The organism is Chloroflexota bacterium (genome assembly GCA_016875875.1).
Classification (GTDB): Bacteria; Chloroflexota; Dehalococcoidia; order GIF9; family UBA5629; genus 9FT-COMBO-48-23.
The window spans coordinates 12,468-36,915 of sequence record VGOP01000001.1 but is presented as its reverse complement, the minus strand read 5'-3'; the positions used below and the strand labels follow the sequence as shown (position 1 = coordinate 36,915).

Here is a 24,448-nt window from a genome sequence, read left to right as displayed (position 1 = left end):
ATCGCAGAAAATGAAACGAGGTTAAAAACATGGCTGAAAGAAAAGCTAAAGTGACCAGGGAAACCAAGGAGACTTCCGTCAAAGTTGAGCTGAACATCGATGGCAAAGGACAATTCGAAATCACCACCGGAATCAGGTTCTTCGACCACATGCTCAGTCAACTGGCGCAGCACGGAATATTTGATATAAAGCTCTCAGCCACAGGGGCTGACCAGCATCACGTGGTTGAAGATGTAGCCATCTCTTTAGGCAAAGCTTTAAATCAAGCTCTGGGAGACAGGAGCGGAATAGTCAGGATGGCTCACGCTGTGGTGCCGATGGATGATACCTTAGCGATAGTGGCCTTAGACATCGGAGGCAGAGGTTATGCAGCGTTCGAAGCCTCTTTCAGCAGCACCAGAATCGAAAAAATGTCCGCTGACCTAATTCGCCATTTCTTCGTTTCTCTCGCCTCCGAAGCCAAGCTTAATATCCACGCCAAAGTCCTCAGCGGTATTGATGACCATCACAAAGCCGAAGCTCTGTTCAAAGCCCTGGCCAGGGCACTTGATACGGCAACTCGCCTCGATGAAAGAATCACCGGCAGGATACCAAGTACCAAGGATACTATCGAGAGTTAGGGTTAGCTTGCAAAAACCGGCAGCAATTCGGTTTTAATCTGACCTTTCAGATACTGAATCGCCCAATCCACAAGCTCCTCATCTTCGAGTTCAAGTACAAAGTCGGGCTTCAGCCCAACACCGTCTATTGGCCTACCGAACGGAGTCAGCCAGCGATAAGCGGTTATATGCAACGCTGAGCCGTCACTGAGGTCGCGGACAACCTGAACACTGCCCTTGCCAAAAGTCTGGCTTCCAGCCAGCTTAGCCCGTCCATAGTCCTGAAGAGCACCAGCCACTATCTCACTGCCACTGGCGCTGCCCTTGTTCACCAAGACGATAAGCGGCAGGTAAGTAGCTATGCCACCTCTCTTCACCGCCACCGGACTTTCCCTTCCTTCATCATCCACAACCTTAGCCACCATTCCCATGGCCAGAAATTGACTGGCAACCTCAGTAGCCGCATTAAGCAGGCCACCGGGGTTATTGCGAAGGTCAAGGACAACGCCCTTAGCCCCCTTATCAATAGCTTCGTTTAGAACACCTTGTAACTCACCACCGGTAGATTTTAAGAACTGGGTAAGCCTGATGTAGGCAATATCATCGCGCATCTCAAGGAAAACGCTCTCTACCTTTATCTCGCCACGGACTATCTGAATTTCCACTGGTTCGGTCTCACCCTCATGCAATACAAGAAGTTTAACCGAAGTGCCTTTCGGTCCACGAATTTTGAGAGTTGCTTCAATCAGAGTCAACTTAGAAGTAGACTGACCATCAATTTCCAAAATCTTGTCTCCGGCTTTGATGCCCGCCTTCTCCGCAGGAGAATCAGCGATCGGTGCCACGATTGTTAGCTGTTTATCTTTCATGCTGATAACAGCACCAATACCGTCAAATTTCCCCTCAAAGGTACTCATCTCCAATTCCTTATTCTCAGGGTCAACATAACCGCTATACGGGTCATCTAATGCCTCAACCATGCCCTTGACTGCACCTTGGCTCAGCTTTGTGGGGTCTAGCTTGCTTTTATCCACATAGTCCTCAGACAGCTGTTTCCAGGCCTCAGCCAGAATATCAAACTCAGGAGGCAGCTCACCATCAATATTCTTAACACCTATATTATTAAAAGAAAGAGGGTTATTTATTTCAGGAGATTTAATTGTGGGGATGACTTCCTCGTTAATAAAGTCACAGCCAGCACCCAACATCGGCAACATAAGCAACAGAATAGCCAATGCCACAGACATAGGACCGGCATTTTTTATGCGCATAATTTACCTCCGTTTATCCAGAAAATAATACAGAAATACGGCAGATATTGTAGCAGTTTACGGGGGAAATAAGAAATAAGAAGGTTAAGCTTGCTGGCCCTGAGCAATGGCTTGTTTCACCAGCTCAAGCGTCTTGTCCAGACTGCCTAAGGCCAAAGACAGTCCCAGTTGCTTAAGCTCGGCACGGCCCAATCCTCTAAATAGGTGCTGTCCAGCCACTCCTGCCATCTCATCATAAAGGGATGGCCAATCAGCACCGCGCCTGTCTACACAGAACAAAATAAAATCGCGCAGTTGAGGGTCTAGGGAATTCATGGTGGCTAACAAGAAAACGGTCTAGAGCCGCAAAAGTTTATTAATACAAGGTTGACTAAGGATAAAGAATCTATAATTTTTGACCGCTCAGGAGATAAAATGCTGGAAATCAAGAGGCCAATATATTTTATTAAGATAAAGGGCTAAGTAAACCTATAAGCCGAGTTCTGTACCCCGAAGCAGTCTTCGGAGCGGTGACCATCCATCTAGCCTTGATGTTACCACCAAGGTCAAGCGACCAACCCGGGGTTAGGGCCGGGCATCCCCTTCGCCCCCTATTTGGTCTTGCTCCGAGTGGGGTTTACCCAGCCAGCTAGTCACCTAGCTGCTGGTGGGCTCTTACCTCACCATTTCACCCTTACTCTTAATACAAAGAGCGGTATGTTTCTGTGGTACTTTCCGTAGGGTCACCCCTCCTGGGCGTTACCCAGCACCCCGCCCGGTGGAGCTCGGACTTTCCTCCCTGATTCTTACAAATCAGAGCGGTCACCCGGTTTACTTAGCCCAATATCCACTTTACACCCTGGCTAAGTGGCCGTCAAATCTAAGATGCTATTTCACAAATTTCTTTAATTCTGCTTTAGCCAAGGCATGGGCTTCAGCATTCCCATCGTGCCCAACGTGGATAATAGATATATTGGCAAACTTCTTGCACAGCTCGACAGCCTCTTTGTAGAGAGGAAAGAGAAAAAGGTTTCTCACCTTGTAACTGCCGGCTAATTGTCTAGCTACTAATTCTGAATCCAGATAAAGCGTGACATCAGTTGCTTTAAACCTGGCGGCCGCCTTTAAAGCGATGATGACCGCTTGATACTCCGCTTGATTATTAGTAGCCTCTCCAATGTATTGAGAGATCTTAGCCAATTCTTTTTGCTTCTCATCCTTGATAACAGCCCCTACGGCTGCCGGGCCAGGATTGCCCCAAGAAGCTCCGTCAGCATAGATATTAAGATGCATCCTCTTTCTTTACAAGGTTTCTAGCCTAAATAGCTGCGACCCTTTAGGGTCACGGGTGGCGAAACACTAGCCCAAATAGAGTATCCTGCCACAGCTACTGCACTGAGCTAAAGTCCCGGCTCTGGCTCGCTGCAATTCGTTCATTGACAAGTTAAGGTGGCATCCATGGCATCTCCCCTGCTCTACCTTAGCCACCGCTTGCCCCTTCCTCAGCCTTATTCCCTCATAAAGCTCAAGCGTTTGCTGAGCAATTTCCGAGCCTAGCACCTGCCGTTTCTGACTGAGGTCGGAGAGCCGCTTTCTCACCTTAGCCTGTTTTTGAGTCAAGGCAGCTTGTTCCTGCTGCCATTCTGCCTCTAACTTCTTAAGTCGTTCGTTACCTGACTTTATCTTGCCCTGTAACGTCTCTATCTCAGCCATTAAATCCAGCAGGTTATCTTCCTTCTGCCTCAATTTAGCCTTGAAAATCTCCACCTCTTTCTCAAGGCTGACCAGCTCTTTTGGGTTCTTGGTTGCACCGCCGTAAAGCTTATCATTCACCTGCGCGATGCTTCCTCTCAGATTTTCAACCTCCCACTCCATATCACGCTGCTGCTTTTCCATCTCAGCCAGATGCTTCTGTTCAGCTATAAGCTCAGCCTTAGCCTTAAGCAAAACTTCGCTCTCACCTAGCTGGCGATTGATGTCATCTAAAACCTCTTGTTCCCCCTGAATGTCCAGGTCGATTTGCTGTAAATCATAGAGTCGCTTGGCTAACTTCATAACCAGGCTAATTCTACGGGAGAAGTATAAAGCCTGTCAAAGAGGAGAGGCTGGCTAATGAGGATAATCGAGGATTATCACCTGAGTGCTCGTCGGCAGGGTTGACCGGGTGACCGAGAGCTTAGCTTGAGAGACTGATTCCTTTATTCCCACTTCTTTCAGGAACTTATCCACCGGCTCAAGCTCTTTGGCCAATGCCACCGTCTTGTAGTGCATAGGAATAACAACCTTGGGCGTCAAACGCCTTACTATCTCAGCACCCGTCGAGCCACCTATGGTAGACACACCACCCACAGGCAAAAACAACACATCGATATCATCCATGTCTTCTATAAATTCAGATGCCAGCAAATGGCCAAGGTCGCCTAAATGACATAACGCCATCCCATCCATTTCCAAGAGATAGACAGTGTTCTTGCCCAGCTTCTGACCCTGGACAGCATCGTGCCAGGTAGCGAGACCGGTAATAAACGTGCCTCCCAGCTCATATTCACCGGGCCCTTTAATCTCTTTGAAATCGCTGGTGATAGCTTCAGTGTAGCAATGGCCGGGATGGAAGTGGCTCAAGGTCACTATGTTAGCCTGGAGTTTACTTAAGGAATAACCCAAGCTCGGATGGTACGGGTCAGTAATAACTGTAGCTTCCTTACCCTTGATGCGAAAACAAGAATGACCTAACCAAGTGATGTCCAAAGCAACGACCTCAATGAGAATTAGTCAAAAAAGAGGTAAAGCCTTCAAGTCATAAATCGTCTCAGAAGTAACCACCCTGAAGGTAAAAATAAAGCGGCCACAGCCACCTTTATCAAATCGCCGACTATGAAGGGATAAAGCCCAGTCTGGAGCAAAGTGCCTTCAGAAACGAAATGGGCTAGCCAGGACAGTCCGAAGATATAGATAACAACACTACCGCCAAGCATAGCTGGAATTGCCGTCCATACACGTCGGTCCCAGCCTCTTTCAGCCAGCCAGCCGACAAGAAAAGCGGCTGCCACAAAGCCCATCAGATAACCGCCAGTAGGGCCAATCAAACGAGCGATGCCCAGAGGTCCACCTAAGGCGAACCAATATGGAATCCCTGTAGCCCCCACAGCCAGATAGCTGAGCTGGCTCAATGCTCCCCGCCGGCTTCCCAGAAGAGCACCGGCTAAAAGAACAGCAAGGGTCTGTCCCGTAATAGGCACCGGACCGATCCAGAAACTTATCTGGGCAAAGGCAGCAGTTAAGCAAGCAAAACCAACCACCAAGACCACATCCCAAAGAAAACCAGTTCTAGGTAAAGCAACATCCATAAAGGTGAGCCGAGCGGTTGACGTTTTCATCCTATTCATGCCTCCTTACTATCATTGACCAAAGTTAAAGTATAGCAATGAATCAGAGGAAGGTCAACAGCTACCAAGTGTATCCCAGCGACTGCATTGACGCCAGGCGTTGGTAGCGGGTAAAATTCTGACATCATGCACGAAAAAGTTACCCTGGATAATGGTTTACGCCTTCTCACCAGCGAAATGCCTCATACTCGTTCCGTCTCCGTGGTCTTTTTTATAGGCGCCGGCTCTTGCTATGAGACTGATACCGAAGCCGGCATCTCTCACTTCATCGAGCACATCTGCTTTAAAGGTACCGAAAAGCGCCATAGCTCCAAGGAAATCAGCGAAGCTATCGAAAGCGTTGGTGGCATGATCAATGGTGGCACCGATAAAGAACTGACCACCTTCTGGTGTCGGGTAACCAGCGAGCATTTTCTCTTGGCTCTGGATATCCTCATCGACCTGCTGCGACACTCCCGCTTTGACGCCACAGACATTGACCGAGAGCGCCAGATAATCATCGAGGAAATAAACATGAGCCTTGACTCACCGAGACAGCGGGTGGCTATGCTGATAGATGAGCTACTGTGGCCCGGTGAACCACTAGGACGTGACATCGCTGGAAGTAAGGAAACAGTCGCATCTCTAACCCGCCAACAGATGCTTGACTTTTTCTCCGCACATTATCTGCCAAATACCACAGTGGTCGCTGTAGCTGGCGATATCGAACAGAAGCAAGTGCATGACGCAGTCAGCCAGACTCTAGGCGAGTGGAAACCTAACAAGGTACTGACAGGCTTTCCCTATAAGGGCAATCAAGAGATGCCCAGATTACAGATTGAGTTTCGAGAAATTGAACAGGCTCATCTTTGCTTAGGCGTTCCTGGGCTATCTTTCTTCCACGCCGACCGCTATGCCGTTGACCTGCTTAGCACAATACTCGGTGAAGGTATGAGCAGCCGCCTCTTCAACGAGATCAGAGAGCAACAAGGGCTTGCCTATGACATTCACAGCTATACCGACCACTTTGCCGATTCAGGCGCTGTCGTCATCCACGCAGGGGTCGACCCCAGCCGAACGGAAGATGCATTAAAGGCGATTATCGACCAGGTTGCCAAGCTCAAGGAGCAAATCTCTGAGTCCGAAATCAATAAGGCTAAGGAGATAGCTAAAGGAAGATTATTGCTGGGCCTGGAGAACAGTCGGAATGTCGCTGCCTGGCTGGGAGCTCAAGAGCTACTCACCAACCGCATCCTTACCGCAGATGAGGTGATATCACTGGTCGAAGCTGTTACTATCGAAGACCTTAAGCGAGTGGCACAGCAACTCCTGACCAGCGAAAAGCTGAATTTGGCTATCGTAGGGCCAGTCAAAGAAGAAAAACCCTTAGCCAAGCTGCTCAAGCTTTAACGACTTTGCTTCAAATAAAGAGCCGCCCCTGTTGAGGCGGCTCTTTTTACAGCTTTCTATCCCCTTCTAGTACTCAGGCATGGGCGGCATCGGTGGGGTCTTTTCTTTTTCGGGGATATCGGTTACCAGAGATTCAGTGGTCAGTATCATATTGGCAATACTGGAAGCATTCTCCAGACCGGTTCTGGTGACCTTAAGCGGGTCGATTATACCTTTGGCTACCATATCGCCGAACTCATCTTTTAAGGCATCATAGCCAACGCCCTTCTTGCTGCGTTTGACCTTATCCACTACCACCGAGCCTTCCTGTCCGGCATTTTCGGCAATCCAGCGGAGCGGCTCCTCAAAGGCTCGCTTGAGAATGGCAATACCGATGGCCTCATCGCCCTCAGCCTTGACCTTATCCAGAACCGGACTGGCATTGATCAAGGCAACGCCACCACCAGGCAGAATGCCTTCCTCGACTGCAGCTCTGGTTGCCGAAAGGGCATCCTCAACCCTGTGCTTCTTCTCCTTAAGTTCAACCTCAGTGGCAGCTCCCACTTTAATTACTGCTACGCCACCGGCTAACTTGGCTAATCTTTCCTGAAGCTTCTCTTTGTCATAGTCTGAGGTTGTCTCATCTACCTGTGCCTTTATCTGCTTGATACGAGCCTGAATAGCCTCTTCAGAACCCTTGCCTTCGACTATGGTGGTATTGTCCTTGTCTGCGACCATTTTACGAGCTCGGCCAAGGTCAGCCACCGTCGTTGAATCCAGCTTCCGCCCTATCTCCTCGGAGATAACCTTGCCCCCGGTTAGAATGGCTATATCCTCAAGCATCGCCTTGCGCCTGTCTCCAAAGCCCGGCGCTTTGACCGCCAGACAGTTGAGAGTGCCCCTCAACTTGTTGACCACCAAAGTAGCCAGTGCTTCACCCTCTACATCCTCAGCGATAATTACAAAGTTCTTGGAAACCTGAAGTATCTTCTCCAGAACCGGCAGAAGTTCAGCTATAGCTGAGATCTTCTTGTCGGTAATCAGTATATAGGGGTCTTCAAGCTCTGTTTTCATCAGCTCAGCATTGGTGATGAAGTAAGGACTTATGTAGCCGCGGTCGAATTCCATACCCTCGACATACTCTGTCTCAAAAAGCAAACCCTTTGATTCCTCAACAGTAATTACTCCGTCCTTGCCTACCTTCTCCATCACCTCAGCGATGAGGTTGCCTACCTCAGAATCGGCAGCTGATATCGTCGCCACCTGCGCCACCTGCTCCTTTGTGGTCACCGGGGTCGACATCTTCTTCAGCTCCTCAACAACAGCCTCCACGCCTTTCTCGACTCCGCGCTTGAGAGCCATAGCATCAGACCCGGCAGCTATATTCTTGAAACCACCGGTTACAATTGCCTGAGCTAGCACAGTGGCCGTAGTGGTGCCATCGCCGCACTTATCATTTGTCTTAATTGCTGCTTCCTTAACCAGTTGCGCTCCCATATTCTCGAATGGGTCGGGAAGCTCGATATCCTTGGCAATAGAAACGCCGTCGTTAATAACATTAGGTGCGCCGAACTTCCTGTCCAAGGCTACAGGGCGCCCCCGAGGCCCCAGAGTGACCTTAACCGCATTGGCCAGGGCATCAATGCCAGCTTTTAAGGCTCGCCTTGCCTCTTCACCATAAAGAATTTGTTTTGCCATCTGTTAAAACCTCCTGTTTATCTTTATAAACTTTTCTATTTAGAACTTTTCTTGGCTAAAATATCGCTTTCCCTGAGGATAATAAGTTCCTCATCATCTTCCTTAATTTCGGTGCCGCCGTATTTGGCATAAATCACTATATCACCGACCTTCACATCCATGGCTATGCGTTTGCCATCTTCAGTCATCCTGCCCGGACCGACAGCGATGACCTTGCCTTCCTGTGGCTTCTCCTTAACAGTGTCTGGAAGAACAATACCACCTTTGGTAACCTCCTCCTTCGGACTCGGCTTTACCACAACTCTGTCTCCTAATGGTTCAAGTTTAACCGCCATCTTTACCTCCTTTTTAGATTTTAGCACTCTTAGGCTTAGAGTGCTAATTATATTAGCATAAAAAAATCCATTTGTAAAGTGGTTTAGGCTGGCAGGATTATAATTCTTGCCCCCGGTCATCGACAAATGAGCTTTAGACTCCTTGATTTTTCACACTATAACGTGTAAAATAAAAACATGGCTCAGAAACGAAAAAAGGTTGATTGGAATAGGCAACGCATTCTGGCGTTGCGGCAACACTTGAGGCTAACCCAAGCCAAACTAGCCGATGAGCTGGGCACCCGCCAGCAGACGATCAGCGAGTGGGAAACCGGAATGTATAAACCGCGAGGAACCTCGGCCACTTTGCTTACCCTGATCGCCGAGCGTTCTGGCTTCAAATATAAGCCAAACGCCAAAAAAGAGGCACATGATTAAATGTAAACAGATAGACACTACTACCTGCTAGGGGGGATAGTTGCCTTAATTTTTTGCTTATAACTACACGTAAACGTGCAACAAGATGAAAACACAGGTTTCAGAAAAGCTCATTGCCCGCCTCTGGCAGTGCCATCTAGTAAAAAGCCTGGTTACCGATGATGGTGAGCCATTTCAGGCAATATATCCCGGCAGAGTCAGTAACACCAGTGGCTGTGATTTCAAAGATGCCGTTTTCGCCCTCAACGGCCACATAATGAACGGGGACATCGAGATTCATGTTAAGTCCAGCCAGTGGTATAGCCACGGTCATCACCAAGACCCTAAATATAATAATATAGCCTTGCATATCGTATGGTGGCACGATAGCCAATCTCACACCTTAATGCAAAATGGCAAAGCCATTCCTACAATCAGCCTGAATTCTTTCTTCAGCAGTCCGTTAGACGAGTTAGACAATCTAGCCAACCTGTCTGGTTATTATCTAACCTCTTGCCCCAAAGTCAGCCAGCACTCAAATACAGAGCGCTTAAATAAACTGCTTACTATCGCCGGCGAGGAAAGGTTCGCCGCCAAAGTAAGTCTGTCCTGCAAAGCTCTGAATAAAGAGAAGGCGGGGCAGGTGCTATTTCGCGGCATAGCCAGAGCTCTGGGCTATGCCCAGAATGCTGAGCCCTGCGAGGAACTGGCCAACAGGTTATCTCTAAGTTTTTTGGAGAGAGCCGAACCGGAGAGCGATACCAGCAGGCAAGCTTTGATTCTGGGGACCGCCGGACTACTGCCTTCTCAGCGGAAAAGGTCAATTGAAGACATGGAGACAGATAAACTGGAAAGGATATGGCGCTCCCTCGTCATCACCCAAACCATGAAGAAAGATGACTGGTGCTTCTTCAGAGTGAGACCGGACAACTTCCCCACTCGTCGCCTTGTTGCCCTGAGCTACCTCCTGGCCCGTTATCACCAAACGGGGCTCCTCCGAGGAATACTCGAACTAGCAAAGAAGGCGCCTCAGGGAACTGAACATGGCTGGCTGATAAACGGCTTAGTCATTGACGGCCAGGGCTACTGGAGAAACCACTTCGATTTCGGCATCGCCCAGAAAAGAAGCTCGGCCATTATCGGCCGAGAGAAAGCTTCAGAAATAGTTATAAATACCATACTGCCCTTCGCCTGCGCCTGGGGTGAGCTGAATTCTGAACTGAAGCTGAAGAAAAAAGCTGCTGAAATTTACCGCCGCTATCCCAGCCCGGCAGACAACGAGCTAACTCGGCATATGAAACAGCAGTTACTTCTCAAGCCGGATGCCCGCCTTTCTGCCTGCCAGCAGCAGGGGCTGATTCATATCTTCAAGACCTATTGCCGTCTCCGAAATTGCGCTGAGTGTACTGTAGCTTTTAACCGAGGCTGAGGCTGGGTAGCACATCTATATCATAGCCATCGATTTTGCCCGACTGGTAGCGATAGTAGCCGCAAGCAGCAACCATCGCCGCATTATCGGTACACAAGCCCGGAGGTGGTATAAGCACCGGCACAGGTGAATTGGAGATAAAACTGTCACGGAGAGCTTGATTAGCCGCCACACCGCCGGATAACAGTATCTGCTTGACGTCCAGCCTCTCCGCAGCCTGTATCGTTTTGGTGGTCAGCACGTCAACCACGGCCTGTTGAAAGCTGGCCGCCGCCTCTGCTACCCGAGAAGAGTCCGAAAAATCATTATCTCTGACCAGATGGAGCAAAGCTGTCTTCAATCCGCTGAAGCTGAAATCATCGCTGCCCTTAAGCCATGCCCGGGGCAAAGGAAACGATGCCGGCCTGTCTCTGGCTGCCTTCTCTATAGCCGGACCGCCAGGATAACCCAGGTCCAAAATTCTAGCTGCCTTATCGAAGGCCTCGCCGGCAGCATCATCTCTCGTCCGTCCCAGCTTCTCAAACTGTCCATGCCCACTCATCAGCACCAGATCGCTATGCCCCCCGGAAACGATAAGGCAGAGACAAGTGAAAACAGGCTTACCCCCACTCAACCAGTTGGCGTAGATATGGCTTTCAAGATGATTTATACCAATGAGGGGCAGGCCGTAAGCTAAGGCGATAGCTTTAGCTACATTCACCCCGACCAGAAGCGAGCCTGCCAGACCAGGGCCCATGGTTACGGCAATGGCCTTTATATCCTTCCAGGTGGCTTTCGCCTCGGCCATAGCGCTTTCCACCACCGGCAGGACTGTAAGCACATGCTGCCTCGAAGCTACCTCGGGCACGATGCCGCCATAGCGACTGTGTATATCCACCTGAGAGGCGACGACGTCCGATAGAATGCTAACTCCATCCTCAACTACCGCTGCCGCGGTCTCATCACAAGAGCTCTCAACTCCCAGAATTTTCATACTCAGGATTATAACATAAGTTCGAAATTCGCTTTATCACTGATAGATGCTATAATTTTACGACAGTATACCCCCTTGTGCAGTATGCAATCTTTGGGAATTTCCCCTGCCAAAGTATACCATTTTATACAGGGAAAGGTATATAATGGTGGTATATGTGCAGAACCAAAATTAGAAACTGGTGGCATTCAATTTTCCCAATCTTGCCAACCTCTGCGTATTTCCAGACAATCATCATATTCCTCACACTTTTGGCTGGGTGGATTACCGACATACTTGGAAGACACTTCTTGGATTTTACATATGGGGCTGTCGTATCTCTTTGGGACATTCATTGGGAACAGGGTCGCAACAATATGGGGGTTAAATGGTGGGTATTACCATTGGAGTTTGCTATGTTAGCAGGAGTAGTAGCTGCAATAACTACATTTCTTATGAGGGCTAACAATAACCAACGTTCTCGTGAGAGAACCTTACAAAATGAGCAAATGGCAACAAATAAGGCGTTAACTGCATCTTTGGATAGATTATCGACAAATATTGAACGTCTAATAAATAACAGGCGGAATACAAATGAGACGACAACGCAAGATAATCAAACGCAAAATCACTAAAGACCAGTTCCTAGCTATTCTCAGCAAGGCTGCGCAGCCTGTCAAAGACTGGCGACAATCCGATTCAGCATCAGGACAAACATCGGAGTCTCGTCTTTCCGATGGTTGTGTCGAAAAGCGTACTCGTTCAGGTAAGACTGGAGATATTTAGGGCTGACAGCATGATAAACACCGCTTATGCCACGCTTGGTCAAACTCCAAAAACTCTCGATGGTGTTGGTATGCACCCTGCCGTTGGCGTAGACCTTATCAGCGTGGTTGACCGATTCGTGCCTCATGCCGAGCCTGTCAACCGTGTCATAGACATGGTATTCGTCTGTGTAGACGATGGCTCTCTGGGCTACATTCCGAGCGATAAAAGGCATGACCGTAGACCTCTTGACATCGGCGACAACCTTGGTGACTATCCTGCCCCGCCGTTGGGCGATGCCGATTACGGCGGTCTTGTTTTCTGCACCACGCCCACGCTTGCCGTGAGCCTTCCCGCCGACATAGGTTTCGTCAACCTCAACCTCATTGTCCAGAATTATAGGGGTTTCATTAAGAAGTTTGCGGACTTGCTTGAATATTCTCCATGCCGTCTTGTAAGTTACCTCATGCTTTCGCTGAAAAGCCTTAGCCGAAAAGCCAGTCCGTGTTGTGGCTATTTCATGTATGGCGTCAAACCATATCTTAAGGGGTGTGGGCGACTTATGGAAGATTGTGCTAGCAAGTGGCGATACGTGATGCCCGCATTGGTCACAAGCATAGACATATCGGCTCTTATACTTGTGATGCTTGGTGACTTTCTTGCAAACAGGACACTCAATGCCGTTAGGGTAGCGTTGGCTTACCAACCATTCAAGGCAGGCGTTGTCGTCTGGAAACATCCTCTCAAGGTTTTTGGCTGTGAACTCCCTTTTTCTCATCGTAATCACCCCTTATCTGAATACATTATAGCACAAAAGGTACTGCATGTCAAGGGATAATCACGTAATTTTAATATAGGAGATTGAGAACGAAATCGAATAGTCGAAAAAGGGCAGCTACTTCCATTTGCTACGAAGACCGAACCAGTGTAAAATAATAAAAACACTTATGTAAACGGGGAAAATGGACACAGGTACTTGGAAAGTTAAATCAGGTTTAGCCCAGATGCTCAAGGGCGGTGTCATCATGGATGTGGTCACAGCGGAGCATGCCAAAATCGCTGAAGACGCTGGAGCCTGCGCCGTCATGGCACTGGAGCGGGTGCCGGCAGACATCCGGGCTGCCGGTGGTGTTGCCCGTATGGCTGACCCGACGATAATCAAGGCCATAATGGAAGCGGTAAGCATCCCGGTGATGGCCAAATGCCGCATCGGACATTTTGTCGAGGCCCAGGTGCTGGAGGCGCTGGGAGTCGACTTCATCGACGAATCTGAGGTGCTCACACCTGCCGACGAAAGCCATCATATCTGGAAACACGATTTCAAGGTCCCCTTTGTCTGCGGCTGCCGCGATTTAGGCGAAGCCCTACGCCGCATCGCTGAAGGTGCCGCCATGATTCGCACCAAAGGCGAGGCCGGTACTGGCAACATCGTTGAAGCCGTAAGACACATGCGGGCAGTTCACGACGGCATTCGCCGGCTGCAAGCCTTGCCCATTGATGAACTTACCACTGAAGCTAAAAACCTGGGTGCTCCCCTCGAGCTGGTGTTGGAAATACACAAAACGGGGAAACTACCGGTGGTCAACTTTGCCGCTGGCGGTGTAGCCACACCGGCCGATGCCGCGCTGATGATGCAACTGGGGGCCGAGGGCGTCTTCGTCGGTTCAGGTATTTTTAAGTCCAGCGACCCGGCGACGAGAGCTAAAGCCGTTGTTAAAGCGACCACACATTACCAGGACCCGGCAGTCATCGCCGAGGTATCCAAAGCCCTCGGCACAGCCATGCCCGGGCTGGACATAAAGACCATCCCGCCGGAAGAATTATTGGCCACCAGAGGCTGGTAGAGTGAAAATCGGTGTCCTGGCTCTGCAGGGAGCTGTGACTGAACATATACAGATGCTATCCGCTTTAAACGCAGAAGCCGTCCCCGTACGCTTGCCCCCAGAGCTCAATGGCCTGGATGCACTGGTCATCCCCGGTGGAGAAAGCACTACCATCAGTAAACTACTGTCAGACTACGGTTTGCTGGAGCCGATACGCAAGCTCGCCAAAAAAAGTTTTCCCATCTTCGGCACTTGCGCCGGTTTGGTGCTTCTAGCCAAAAAAGTGCCCAATTTAGAAATGGAGCCTATCGGGGTCATGGACATAGAGGTGGAGCGTAATGCCTTCGGCAGGCAGGTAGATAGCTTTGAAGCCGACCTGAAGATACCAGCCCTGGACAACGGGACTTTCCACGGCATTTTCATCAGAGCCCCGATAATCCAAAAAGCTGAACGTGGAGTTGAAGTATTATGTCAATTAAATGGCAAGCCGGTAGCTGTCAGGCAAGGTAAGCTACTCGCCTGTGCCTTCCATCCGGAACTGACCGATGACTTGAGGTTCCACAGATACTTCCTCGACCTCGTCAAGGAGAAGCTATTTGCAAAAAGTAATCGCTGATGATTTAGACGCCCTGCTTGGTGTCCTGCCACAACACATCCGCCAGGCACTTCTTGCACAACCTGAAAACAGTGAATTACTTGAGGTAGTTTTAGACCTCGGTCGTCCTCCTGAAGCCCGCTATCCACACAAGGAGGTAATCCTCAACCCCACAGAGGTCACAGACTCAGATATCGAGCACGTAGTCTCTGGCATCGGCAGCTTTAGCGGCGACAACCGCGCTGGCATCGAGCGCACGCTACACCGCATTTCAGCTATACGCAATCGTGAAGGGCGAATCGTAGGCTTGACCTGCCGCGTAGGCAGAGCTGTCTTCGGCACGGTGAAAATCATCCAGGACCTTGTCGAGTCAGGCAAAAGCGTGCTGCTCCTAGGCCGACCTGGTATCGGCAAAACAACCATGCTGCGTGAGGTAGCTCGAGTCCTGGCTGATGACTTTAGAAAACGGGTGATCGTCGTTGACACGTCCAATGAAATCGCCGGTGACGGCGATATACCCCATCCCGCCATAGGACACACGCGGCGGATGCAGGTGCCAACACCGACTATGCAACACGCGGTGATGATTGAAGCCGTGGAAAACCACATGCCCGAGATAATCATCATCGATGAAATAGGCACCAGTCTGGAAGCTGAAGCTGCCCGAACCATCGCCGAGCGTGGTGTCCAATTAATAGGCACCGCCCATGGAAATACCTTAGAGAACTTAATGATGAACCCTACCCTGTCCGACCTCATCGGCGGCATTCAAACAGTGACCCTAGGAGATGAAGAGGCGCGGCGGCGGCACACCCAGAAATCAATCTTAGAGCGCAAGGCGCCACCCACCTTCGATATAGTCGTCGAAATTCAGGAACGAGACCGGGTAATTGTCCACTCGGATGTAGGTCAGGCCGTAGATGCTATCCTCCACCGCAGGCCTCAGGAAACCGAAATCCGCTGGCTTGATGAAAATGGCGAAGTGAGAAAGGATAAGGCAACAACTTCCCACATACTAGACAAGAGGGAGCCAGCACCAAAAAGAGAGGGATTTCGCATATACCTTTTCGGCCTCAACCGTTCTAAGCTGGAAGAAGCCGCCAAGGAAAAAGGAATTAACCTAGAGCTTACCAATGAACTTACAGGAAGCAATCTTTTGCTTACCACCAAGAACTACTATCGCCGCAAGCCGCAGAAGCTAATAGATGCCGAGATAGCTGGCATTCCCATCTACGCTGTGAAAAGCAACAATCTTCCCCAGTTAAGACAATGCCTTGACACTATCTACTCGCCACATAAAGACGTACCCATAAATTCCGCCATCGAAGAGGCCGAGCAGGCGATTACCCAGGTGAAAGAAGGCAAGGGGCCTGTAGAACTGAGCCCTCAAAATGCCTACATTCGTCGTCTGCAGCATCTCCTGGCCGAACGCCATAGCCTGACTTCTCACAGCCTGGGCAAAGAGCCCAAAAGAAGAGTGCAGATTATCAAAGGCTAAAAGCCTTTATTTTGCCATAGGATAGTGAACTCTTGAGTCTATTTATCACCTTTGAGGGCAGTGAAGGCTGCGGCAAGAGCACGCAGGCCAGAGCCCTGTGGAGAAAACTCGTTCGACTGGGCATACCCGCAAAGCTGACACACGAGCCCGGTGGCACAGCTTTAGGCAACCAGCTCAGGCGCATACTCAAAAGAAAACGCCAGGATAAAATCTCTCCCCTAGCCGAGCTGTTTCTGTTTGCCGCCTGCCGCATACAACTGGTTACAGAAGTGATTCGCCCCAGCCTGCAACAAGGCGAAGTGGTTATCTGCGACCGCTTCTCTGATTCCACTGCAGCCTATCAGGGCTATGGCCGCGGACTGGACCTGGAGACCATCGAAAAGACTAACGATTTAGCTACACAAGGAATAAAGCCCGACCTCACCATATTTCTGGACATCCCCACCCAGAAGGGACTGAGCCGCAAGCAATCAAAGATGAATGACCGCTTCGAGTCCGAAGACATCGCCTTTCACAACAAAGTAAGAGATGGCTACCTGAAGTTAGCCGCCAAGGAGCCAGAACGCTGGCTGGTGATAGATGCTACCTTGCCCAGAGCCAGAATTGGTACAATTATCTGGGACAGGATTAACCGTCTACTTCAGGCAGAAAAAGTCTCGAAGCATGTCTAAGAAACGCGTAGCTGTAGCCTTAAGCGGCGGCGTTGATTCCTCAACGGCGGCTCTATTTCTCAAGGAAGCCCGCCATGAAGTCATCGGCCTGACCATGCGCCTGTGGCCTGAAGAGGAACCACTGCCGGGCAAACAGCGGCATCCCTGCCCATCAACATCGAATATCCACGATGCTGAACACATCTGCCAGACTCTCGGCATACCCTTTCATGCCATCAATCTGGAGAAAGAGTTCAAGCAATATGTAATCGACTACTTCTGCCAGGAATACGCTGAAGGTCGGACTCCGAACCCGTGCATTGCCTGCAATCGGCACATAAAATTCGGCTTCCTCCTCGACCACGCTCTTTCTCTCGACGCCGACTACTTAGCTTCCGGCCACTACGCCAGAATCGAATACTGTAACGATGCCTACCACCTGCTAAAGGGCATCGACCCTGATAAAGACCAGTCTTACATGCTATACACTTTGGGACAGGAAAAGCTAAGCCGCATACTCTTTCCTCTGGGGAATTATCTGAAAGCCGACATCCGAGAGCTGGCACGGCAGAATGGCTTACCCACCGCAGGTAAACCCAGCAGCCAGGACATTTGCTTCATCGCCTCGGACTACGGTGCTTTCCTAAGCCAACAGTTCACCCCCACCCCGGGTGAAATCGTCAACAGCCGAGGTGAAGTGCTGGGCAGACATAAAGGTACCGTCTTTTATACCGTGGGGCAGCGACATGGCCTGGGGCTTGCCACTGCCGAACCATTATACGTAACAAAAATAGAACCTGATAAAAATCAGCTAATCGTTGGCTCCAAAGAAGACCTTTACTGCCCACGGCTTACCTCCACAGAGGTGAGCTGGATATCCGGCAAGACCCCACCCAAACCGATGACGTTAACTGTTAAAATACGCTACCGGTCACCGGAGGTAGCTGCCACCATTCGTCCCGGGCCTGACTCAGTCGAAGTTAGTTTCCGTCAGCCACAACCTGCCGTCACTCCGGGGCAAGCCGTGGTTTTCTACCAAGATAACGAAGTTCTAGGCGGTGGCACCATTGCAAACTAAAGGCAATAAACCTGTATTTGAGCCTCCGAGCCTCGTTGAAGAGAATGGGCTTAGCGTCAAAGGTTATCGCTTCATCGCCGGCGTGGATGAAGCCGGACGTGGCGCCTTAGCCGGCCCTGTCGTCGCCGCCGCCGTGATTCTGCCCCAATCTCCCAACTTCCTCTGGCTAAAATCAGTTCGAGACAGCAAAGAGATACTTCCCGCCAAGCGCGAGTACCTTTTCGACCTGATAAAGCAAGAATCCGTAGCCATCGGCGTCGGCATAATCGCCCCTCAAACCATCGATGTCATCGGCATTCTCAACGCCACCAAGATTGCCATGTGCCATGCCATCGAGCAGCTAGCCTGCCCGCCAGACTTCCTGCTCATAGATTACCTGCGTCTGCCTCAGCTTCGTATCTCCCAAAAGCCGATAATCCGGGGCGACAAATTATGCCTCACCATCGCCTGTGCCTCGATTATCGCTAAGGTCACCCGAGACCGCATTATGGTGGAGCTTGACCATCTTCACCCCGGCTACGGCTTAGCCCTCCACAAGGGCTACGGCACAAAACATCATGTATCCTGCCTGCGCCAGCACGGCCCTTCACCCATCCACCGCCATTCCTTCGCCCCGGTAAGAGAGGCAGCACAAACAAAATGAAACGCAAGGAACTCGGCGACACCGGCGAAAAGCTGGCTAAGGACTTTCTCAAAAAGAAAGGCTACAAGATTCGCGAGACTAATTTCCGCTGTCGCGAGGGCGAAATAGACATCATCGCCCAGAAAAAAGGCTGTCTCGTTTTCGTCGAAGTCCGCACCAAAACCAGCTCCGGTTTCGGCAGCCCTGAGGAATCGGTGACATTCGCCAAAAAAGAAAAACTCATCGCCTCAGCCCTCACCTACCTCAACAGCCACCAAGACCTACCCGAGTCCTGGCGTATAGACTTCGTCGCCGTCGAGCTCGACCAGAAAGGCAAAGCCACCCGCATTGAGCTAATCGAGAACGCCATTAGTTAATGCAAAAGTAAAACATCAAAAGGCAAAAAGACAAGTTAAAAGTCAAAAGTAGGGAGACGACTTCAAGTCTGTTCGGCTAAAAGAACAGGAGCATTTTGCATTTTTATCTGTCATTTTGATTTTTGGCTTTTGATTTTAGCAGCGTTCAGTTTATTCATGCTTTCCTAAAAAGGTAAACAAGAGGGCTCACCTAACAATCGATTGAAATTCTATCGGGCCAATGATAAAATGAGAAGGTAAACAATCAATAGCATCCCCATAAATCTCCTAACAATACAATAATTGGATTGGAGGAGGCAGGAATAATGAGAAAAAGCATTTTTTCAGTTCATGCTGTGGGCATCGTCCTTATCATATTAATAATAGTAGGCGCAGGCATTAGTTGCGCTGGCATGACGTCTTCGCCTGCTGGGAAAAAGATAGCTTACGCTTATAAGGATAAGTATAACAATATTTATATAATGGATGAAGATGGACTGGGGCAGCCTTTGCAGATCACCAAAGATGATACACACCTTGGCTCTACCGAACCTGCATGGTCACCTGACGGTAAAAAAATTGCTTTCACATCTGAGAGGTATGAAGGTATTTGCGTCATAGATACTGACGGTACAAATGAGAAAGTTAGAATATGTGCCAAAGCATTATACGCCTCTGTCAAGATCCCTTCCAGAATAGGATTCAGCTCGGCGAGTCCTTCATGGTCACCCGACGGTAAAAAAATTGTTTTTTCATCCGAGTTCAGTGGCAGTTGGGAAATATATACCATGAACGCTGACGGCACCGAAGCCATTCGTCTTACCGATAATTCTGCTTATGATGACTACCCGCGTTGGTCTCCAGATGGCAACAAAGTTGCCTTCGTCTCGGAACGTGATGGCAATCGGGAAATATATATAATGAATGCTGATGGAACAAGCCAGGTTAATTTAACCAATACCCCTAATGCAAAAGATAGCCTACCCAGATGGTCGCCTGACGGAAAGATGCTTGCTTTCGTCTCGGACCGTGATGGTAATTGGGAAATATATACAATGAATGCTGATGGTTCCAAGCAGACGAACATCACTAACAATCCCCAATGGGATTCTTCCCCTTCATGGTCATCGGATGGAAAAAGGGTCCTGTTCTACTCAAACCGAGAAGGAGATGGTGATTTTTACATCATGAATTCCAATGGCTCCAAACCAATTAAAATCACCAGCACGTCGTCCAGTAATTACCGGGACCCAGTCTGGCAACCATAACGATATTAGAGGACTATCGATTTTCTATTTTAGTTACCAAAATAATATGTAGAGGTAACATAGAATCAAGTCATCATTATTCTTGCTAATAAGCCCGACTTTGTCTCTGCTTATATTCACAATGTTAATTGTGCGCAATCACCACAAAGTGTGGATGTTCAGCAAGCAAACAGTTTCAAAAACGATAACAGCGGGCCTAAAAATAGCATATCAATCCAAAATTGGTGGCATGAGCTATGATGTCTACTTGCGGGATATCAGTGCCCCATCTAAACCCACAAAACTGACAGATAATCCAAGGGACAATCTAGAGCCCGAATGGTCATGACCTGGCGCATAAACTTCGTCGCCGTCGAGCTCGACCAGAACGGCAAGGCCAGCCGTATCGAACTCATCGAGAATGCCATCAGCCAGAATTAACGGCTATGACGATTCCATTTTCTTATACTAGCTCTACCAGCCGCTGCCGCCAGAGGCGCCACCGCTATCCACAGCGTGATGGTAATCAGCATAGCCATGGGATAATCTATACCCTGCCAGCCGAGCTTTGGAGCGATAACGCCCCAGAGAAGCATTAAGAACAACGAACTCAGAAAAAAACCGGGAATAGCTGCCAGTATTCTAAAGTAACCCATTTCAGTCCTCCTTTTCTTCCAATATAGTTTTGATTTCCTGGGAAGCACGCGAAATCACCTCGCGTATGCGCTTCATTTTATCGGGGGCTACACGCCGTGCCCGGCGGCCCATCATTCTCGCCAGTTCGCCGAACTCGCCCATCATCTCCATAAACACGCCAATGTTTTCGGGGTTCCAATGACGCCTCATGTGGCTCTTGACTTCGTCGGTGAAGTCTTTCTGCTCCGACAGGAACTTAGTACCCTCCTTGGTTATGGTATAGACCTTCTTCCCATCCCGTTCCTTGGCGCTGGCGTAGCCCATTTCTTCCAGCATCTGCAGGGTTGGATAGACCACTCCGGGACTCGGCGTGTAAAATCCATGTGAGCGCTCCTCGAGAGCACGTATGATCTCGTACCCGTACCTCGACTTCTCTTTCAGCAGGTCGAGAATCACATATTTCAAATCGCCCTTGCTAAAGGGACTTTCCCGGCCGAATCCGCGGAAAAATCGCTCGCCTCTGTAAAACCTGTCTCTAAACATGTCCATCACCTCCTTTAAATTATGATATATCCAGTATTATCACGATATATCTTGATATATTATAGACTGCTCGGAATGTACTTGTCAAGGGGTTTTAGGTGATTTTTGTAACTTTTTAAAGTTTTCTAGAGGGGTGTTCAAAAAAGATATTGGCACCGAGGTACTGAAGCTCGCCACAACGCAAAACCCACACGCATTGAGCTAATTCAGAACGTCGTTAGTTAAACCAGTCAACAACCCTCAGTGAGCCATCCCGCAGCACCCTGTGAGATCTTAATAAGATTTTAACATCCAGATGCTATCCTTATATTAGCCTTAAAAAAAGGAGGCCAAACAGAAATGTGGCGAAGCAAGAAATTCATTATTTTCACGGTACTGGCGGCTGTATTACTGGCCGGGAGCATAGGTGGAATAGCACTTGCTGCCGACAACGGTGATGACAATCAACCTAAGGCCCGATGTGGGGCTCTACTGGACAGAGTCTGTGAAATCTACCAACAGAACACAGGCACCACCATAGACCAAGAAGCGCTGAAAGAGGCCTTTGCCCAGGCCACAAGCGAGATGCGCCCTGAAGTCATGCAGAACCGCCCAAAGATGGGGGCTGAAGCCATGCAAGACCGCCTTCAGAATCTAGTCAATGAGGGTAAAATAACCCAAGAACAAGCTAAGGCACTCCAGGAGTGGTGGGAGGCGAGGCCTAGCGTCCCCACCCAGGAACAGGCTGATGCACTTAAAAAGTGGATGGAGGCGAAACCCGATGTCCCCGTTGGATTCGGCTTCCCCGGCCATGGCGGCTTCCCTGGCAAGGGTGGACCATGTGTTCCACCACCATCTGAATAGCTGACCAAACTTCGATTACAAGAACTCATTTGACCACATCAAGAGAGGGAGAGCACTTCTCTCCCTCTCTGATTATTAATGAACCGGTGATGAGCGCTAAAAATGAACCAGGGCTTAACAATTCCTTAACATTTATGTTATAAGATTATAGAAACATAGCAATCGTTAAGGTATCTAGAGATGGCTGGTAAAAAAGTCCTTGTAGTTGATGACGATTCAAAAACGGTGGAATTGGTCAAGCTCTACCTTAACCGGGATGGCTACAGGGTTATGACCTCTCACGATGGTATTGAAGCCCTGCACCTGGCTCGTGAGAGTCGCCCTGATCTTATCGTCCTGGACTTAATGCTGCCCGGCATGGATGGGCTTGAGGTCTGCCGTACCCTTAGAGATGAGTCCGATGTGCCAATAATTATGCTCACCGCCAGAACTACGGACGAGGACAAACTGACTGGTCTGGGTTTAGGAGCGGACGATTATGTGACCAAGCCCTTCAGCCCGAGGGAGCTGGCAGCCAGGGTCCGAGCAGTGCTCAGACGCCTGCCGGGAGAACGTGGTCCTGTAGAGATTAAGCACGGCAAAATTGTCCTAAACTTCCTCAAACAGGAAGCATCCATTGCCGGCAAACCTTTGAATCTTACCCCCATTGAATTCAAGCTGCTGGGAATTCTCATTAAAGAACCTGGCAGAGTTTTCAGCCGGGCAGAACTTGTTGAAAAAGCTTTGGGCTATGATTATAAGGGCTTTGACCGCACCATCGATGTTCATATCCTGAACTTGCGACGGAAACTAGAGCCTGACCCAAGACACCCCAAGTACATAAAGACAGTCTATGGAACTGGCTACAGGTTTTCGGAGACTCAAAGTGGTACATAGTTTGCGATTTCGTCTCCTGGCGGCCTTCACCCTCGTCATACTGGTTGTAGTCGGCGCCATATACCTATTTGTCAGTCAAACTACCGGAGTTGAATTCCGCCGGTATGGTGAACGAAGCGAGCAAGCACACTTTGGAAGAGTGGCATTTGAGCTGCACCGCTATTACCGCGAGCATGGAAACTGGGAGGGAATTCAACCCTATGTGGAGCAGTGGGGCAACCTATATGGACGAAGGATTATACTGACCGACTCTAGCGGAGTAGTAGTGGCTGATTCTCAAGGAGAGTTATTGGGACAACAATACCATCCTGACATACCAGGTATGGGCTTGCCACCGCAGTTGGCTCAAGGAGAGTGGTTTGGACAGCAGCACCATCCTGACATGCCGGGTATGGGATTGTCACCGCCGTGGGAAGAAAGCAGCGTGGGGACTTTCTATATCAGCCCCGAACCATCGGCAGTTTTCCCTTCAACGCTAAGTCTCTCCCAGGCAATAAGTCGTTTTCTTCTTTGGGGTGCACTACTGGCGGTTGCTGTTGCACTCCTAATAACTTATTTCCTGTCGCGTCGAATTTCAGCACCGGTAAAGGCTCTTACCCTTGCCGCCAGGCAGTTGGGACAGGGGGACCTGTCTCAGAGGGTACAGTCTAAGGAGAAAGGTGAAATCGGAGAACTGGCACAAGCCTTCAATACCATGGCAGAAAATTTGGGACGAAGTGAACAACTTCGCCGCAATATGATAGCTGACATTGCCCACGAGTTGCGGACTCCACTATCCAATCTCAGAGGTTACCTGGAGGCAATGCATGATGGTGTGATAAAGCCAGAGCCAGATGCCATCCGCTCCCTCAACGAAGAGGCAGACCTGCTATCAGTACTGGTTGACGATCTCCAGGAGCTGAGCTCGGCTGAGGCAGGTGAACTAAAACTGCATTGTCGGAAGGAAAATATTATCAAGTTATTGAAGCAAACGGTGGCTGTGAAACAAAGCCAAGCAACAGCAAAGGGAATAGCGTTATCCTCTAATCTGCCCAAAAAGCTGCCACTGGTGAGCATTGAATCCCGACGGATTAGCCAAGTCTTGCTCAACCTCATCGATAATGCCATAACTCACACACCACAAGGCGGTACCATAACTATAGCCGCCAGGCAGCTTGATAACTGGCTGGAGATAAGTGTAGAAGATACTGGTGAGGGTATCCCTGCTGAGGACCTGCCGAATGTTTTTGAGCGCTTCTATAGGGTGGATAAATCTCGAGCCCGAGCCACCGGCGGTACGGGTCTGGGGCTTGCTATTGCCAAATATCTCGTCGAGGCGCATAACGGTAAAATTAATGTACAAAGCGAGCTAGGAAAGGGGAGCTGTTTTAGTTTTACCATTCCGGTATCAAAGTAATCATTGCCATGTCATTTGCTATTAGTTTAGAGGTTTCTCTTAATTCCAGGCTTAAATACATGCTTTCTAAACAAAATCTTAACATTTCCCTGTTATTTTAATAAGAT

27 protein-coding genes and 1 other RNA gene are annotated in these 24,448 nt (G+C 49.4%); 15 read left to right on the top strand and 13 right to left on the bottom strand.

The window, feature by feature from the left end:
- The first annotated feature begins 29 nt into the window (after positions 1-29).
- A complete protein-coding gene (gene hisB / locus FJ023_00185; protein MBM4445764.1) occupies positions 30-620 on the top strand; it encodes an imidazoleglycerol-phosphate dehydratase HisB in 591 nt (196 codons plus the stop codon).
- Positions 621-622: 2 nt separating this feature from the next.
- On the opposite strand, the gene FJ023_00180 is transcribed toward hisB, so the two are convergent.
- The 7 genes from FJ023_00180 to FJ023_00150 all read right to left on the bottom strand — a co-directional run bounded on the left by FJ023_00180 (position 623) and on the right by FJ023_00150 (position 5,226).
- The gene (locus FJ023_00180; protein ID MBM4445763.1) at positions 623-1,870 is read right to left on the bottom strand and encodes a S41 family peptidase; all 1,248 of its coding nucleotides are present in this window, start codon (positions 1,868-1,870) and stop codon (positions 623-625) included.
- A gap of 84 nt (positions 1,871-1,954) precedes the next feature.
- Positions 1,955-2,185 carry a hypothetical protein gene (locus FJ023_00175; protein ID MBM4445762.1) on the bottom strand — a complete coding sequence of 77 codons (231 nt, stop codon included), beginning with the start codon at positions 2,183-2,185 and terminating at the stop codon, positions 1,955-1,957.
- A gap of 140 nt (positions 2,186-2,325) precedes the next feature.
- An RNA gene (gene rnpB / locus FJ023_00170) (RNase P RNA component class A) lies at positions 2,326-2,687 on the bottom strand.
- Between the two features lie 50 nt (positions 2,688-2,737).
- Positions 2,738-3,142 (bottom strand): ribonuclease HI family protein, encoded by a 405-nt coding sequence (locus FJ023_00165; GenBank protein MBM4445761.1) that lies wholly within the window; start codon positions 3,140-3,142, stop codon positions 2,738-2,740.
- Between the two features lie 66 nt (positions 3,143-3,208).
- Positions 3,209-3,904 carry a hypothetical protein gene (locus FJ023_00160; protein ID MBM4445760.1) on the bottom strand — a complete coding sequence of 232 codons (696 nt, stop codon included), beginning with the start codon at positions 3,902-3,904 and terminating at the stop codon, positions 3,209-3,211.
- A 54-nt stretch (positions 3,905-3,958) separates the two neighbouring features.
- Complete coding sequence (locus tag FJ023_00155; protein MBM4445759.1) at positions 3,959-4,618, bottom strand: MBL fold metallo-hydrolase; 660 nt, start codon at positions 4,616-4,618, stop codon at positions 3,959-3,961.
- A gap of 23 nt (positions 4,619-4,641) precedes the next feature.
- Complete coding sequence (locus FJ023_00150; GenBank protein ID MBM4445758.1) at positions 4,642-5,226, bottom strand: biotin transporter BioY; 585 nt, start codon at positions 5,224-5,226, stop codon at positions 4,642-4,644.
- A gap of 135 nt (positions 5,227-5,361) precedes the next feature.
- Between FJ023_00150 and FJ023_00145 the strand changes: the two genes are divergently transcribed.
- Complete coding sequence (locus tag FJ023_00145) at positions 5,362-6,624, top strand: insulinase family protein (protein ID MBM4445757.1); 1,263 nt, start codon at positions 5,362-5,364, stop codon at positions 6,622-6,624.
- Positions 6,625-6,690: 66 nt separating this feature from the next.
- On the opposite strand, the gene groL is transcribed toward FJ023_00145, so the two are convergent.
- Complete coding sequence (gene groL / locus FJ023_00140; protein ID MBM4445756.1) at positions 6,691-8,301, bottom strand: chaperonin GroEL; 1,611 nt, start codon at positions 8,299-8,301, stop codon at positions 6,691-6,693.
- A 35-nt stretch (positions 8,302-8,336) separates the two neighbouring features.
- Positions 8,337-8,636: a co-chaperone GroES gene (locus FJ023_00135; GenBank protein MBM4445755.1), complete on the bottom strand. Its 300-nt coding sequence runs from the start codon at positions 8,634-8,636 to the stop codon at positions 8,337-8,339.
- A 177-nt stretch (positions 8,637-8,813) separates the two neighbouring features.
- Between FJ023_00135 and FJ023_00130 the strand changes: the two genes are divergently transcribed.
- Both FJ023_00130 and FJ023_00125 read left to right on the top strand, forming a co-directional pair.
- Positions 8,814-9,053 (top strand): helix-turn-helix transcriptional regulator, encoded by a 240-nt coding sequence (locus FJ023_00130; protein ID MBM4445754.1) that lies wholly within the window; start codon positions 8,814-8,816, stop codon positions 9,051-9,053.
- A gap of 85 nt (positions 9,054-9,138) precedes the next feature.
- A complete protein-coding gene (locus FJ023_00125) occupies positions 9,139-10,461 on the top strand; it encodes a DUF2851 family protein (GenBank protein MBM4445753.1) in 1,323 nt (440 codons plus the stop codon).
- Here the strand turns inward: FJ023_00125 and tsaD are convergent.
- Complete coding sequence (gene tsaD, locus FJ023_00120; protein ID MBM4445752.1) at positions 10,448-11,434, bottom strand: tRNA (adenosine(37)-N6)-threonylcarbamoyltransferase complex transferase subunit TsaD; 987 nt, start codon at positions 11,432-11,434, stop codon at positions 10,448-10,450. The genes FJ023_00125 and tsaD overlap by 14 nt on opposite strands.
- Positions 11,435-12,089: 655 nt before the next feature.
- The gene (locus FJ023_00115) at positions 12,090-12,956 is read right to left on the bottom strand and encodes an IS1595 family transposase (GenBank protein ID MBM4445751.1); all 867 of its coding nucleotides are present in this window, start codon (positions 12,954-12,956) and stop codon (positions 12,090-12,092) included.
- 184 nt (positions 12,957-13,140) lie between these two features.
- Between FJ023_00115 and pdxS the strand changes: the two genes are divergently transcribed.
- The 8 genes from pdxS (at position 13,141) to FJ023_00075 (ending at position 20,068) form a co-directional block, all read left to right on the top strand.
- Positions 13,141-14,022 (top strand): pyridoxal 5'-phosphate synthase lyase subunit PdxS, encoded by an 882-nt coding sequence (gene pdxS / locus FJ023_00110; GenBank protein ID MBM4445750.1) that lies wholly within the window; start codon positions 13,141-13,143, stop codon positions 14,020-14,022.
- 1 nt (position 14,023) lies between these two features.
- Positions 14,024-14,617: a pyridoxal 5'-phosphate synthase glutaminase subunit PdxT gene (pdxT, locus tag FJ023_00105; protein ID MBM4445749.1), complete on the top strand. Its 594-nt coding sequence runs from the start codon at positions 14,024-14,026 to the stop codon at positions 14,615-14,617.
- On the top strand, positions 14,598-16,094 hold the full coding sequence (locus FJ023_00100) for an AAA family ATPase (protein ID MBM4445748.1): 1,497 nt from the start codon (positions 14,598-14,600) through the stop codon (positions 16,092-16,094). Before pdxT ends, FJ023_00100 begins: the two co-directional genes overlap by 20 nt.
- A 32-nt stretch (positions 16,095-16,126) precedes the next feature.
- Positions 16,127-16,765, top strand: a complete 639-nt coding sequence (gene tmk, locus FJ023_00095) for a dTMP kinase (protein ID MBM4445747.1) — start codon at positions 16,127-16,129, stop codon at positions 16,763-16,765.
- Complete coding sequence (mnmA, locus tag FJ023_00090) at positions 16,758-17,822, top strand: tRNA 2-thiouridine(34) synthase MnmA (protein MBM4445746.1); 1,065 nt, start codon at positions 16,758-16,760, stop codon at positions 17,820-17,822. Before tmk ends, mnmA begins: the two co-directional genes overlap by 8 nt.
- Complete coding sequence (locus FJ023_00085; GenBank protein ID MBM4445745.1) at positions 17,812-18,465, top strand: ribonuclease HII; 654 nt, start codon at positions 17,812-17,814, stop codon at positions 18,463-18,465. Before mnmA ends, FJ023_00085 begins: the two co-directional genes overlap by 11 nt.
- Positions 18,462-18,821, top strand: a complete 360-nt coding sequence (locus FJ023_00080) for a YraN family protein (GenBank protein MBM4445744.1) — start codon at positions 18,462-18,464, stop codon at positions 18,819-18,821. The genes FJ023_00085 and FJ023_00080 overlap by 4 nt, the downstream gene beginning before the upstream one ends.
- Before the next feature lie 305 nt (positions 18,822-19,126).
- Positions 19,127-20,068: a DUF5050 domain-containing protein gene (locus tag FJ023_00075; protein MBM4445743.1), complete on the top strand. Its 942-nt coding sequence runs from the start codon at positions 19,127-19,129 to the stop codon at positions 20,066-20,068.
- Positions 20,069-20,484: 416 nt separating this feature from the next.
- Here FJ023_00075 and FJ023_00070 read toward each other — a convergent pair whose 3' ends face one another.
- Together FJ023_00070 and FJ023_00065 are read right to left on the bottom strand one after the other, a co-directional pair.
- Complete coding sequence (locus FJ023_00070; protein ID MBM4445742.1) at positions 20,485-20,703, bottom strand: hypothetical protein; 219 nt, start codon at positions 20,701-20,703, stop codon at positions 20,485-20,487.
- Position 20,704: 1 nt separating this feature from the next.
- Positions 20,705-21,232: a PadR family transcriptional regulator gene (locus tag FJ023_00065; GenBank protein ID MBM4445741.1), complete on the bottom strand. Its 528-nt coding sequence runs from the start codon at positions 21,230-21,232 to the stop codon at positions 20,705-20,707.
- A 333-nt stretch (positions 21,233-21,565) separates the two neighbouring features.
- On the opposite strand from FJ023_00065, the gene FJ023_00060 reads away from it, so the two are divergent.
- The 3 genes from FJ023_00060 to FJ023_00050 all read left to right on the top strand — a co-directional run bounded on the left by FJ023_00060 (position 21,566) and on the right by FJ023_00050 (position 24,341).
- Positions 21,566-22,069, top strand: a complete 504-nt coding sequence (locus tag FJ023_00060; GenBank protein ID MBM4445740.1) for a hypothetical protein — start codon at positions 21,566-21,568, stop codon at positions 22,067-22,069.
- A 180-nt stretch (positions 22,070-22,249) separates the two neighbouring features.
- Entirely contained in the window at positions 22,250-22,945 is a 696-nt protein-coding gene (locus tag FJ023_00055) for a response regulator transcription factor (protein MBM4445739.1), read from the top strand.
- Positions 22,902-24,341: a HAMP domain-containing protein gene (locus FJ023_00050; protein MBM4445738.1), complete on the top strand. Its 1,440-nt coding sequence runs from the start codon at positions 22,902-22,904 to the stop codon at positions 24,339-24,341. Before FJ023_00055 ends, FJ023_00050 begins: the two co-directional genes overlap by 44 nt.
- The last annotated feature ends 107 nt before the right edge of the window (positions 24,342-24,448 follow it).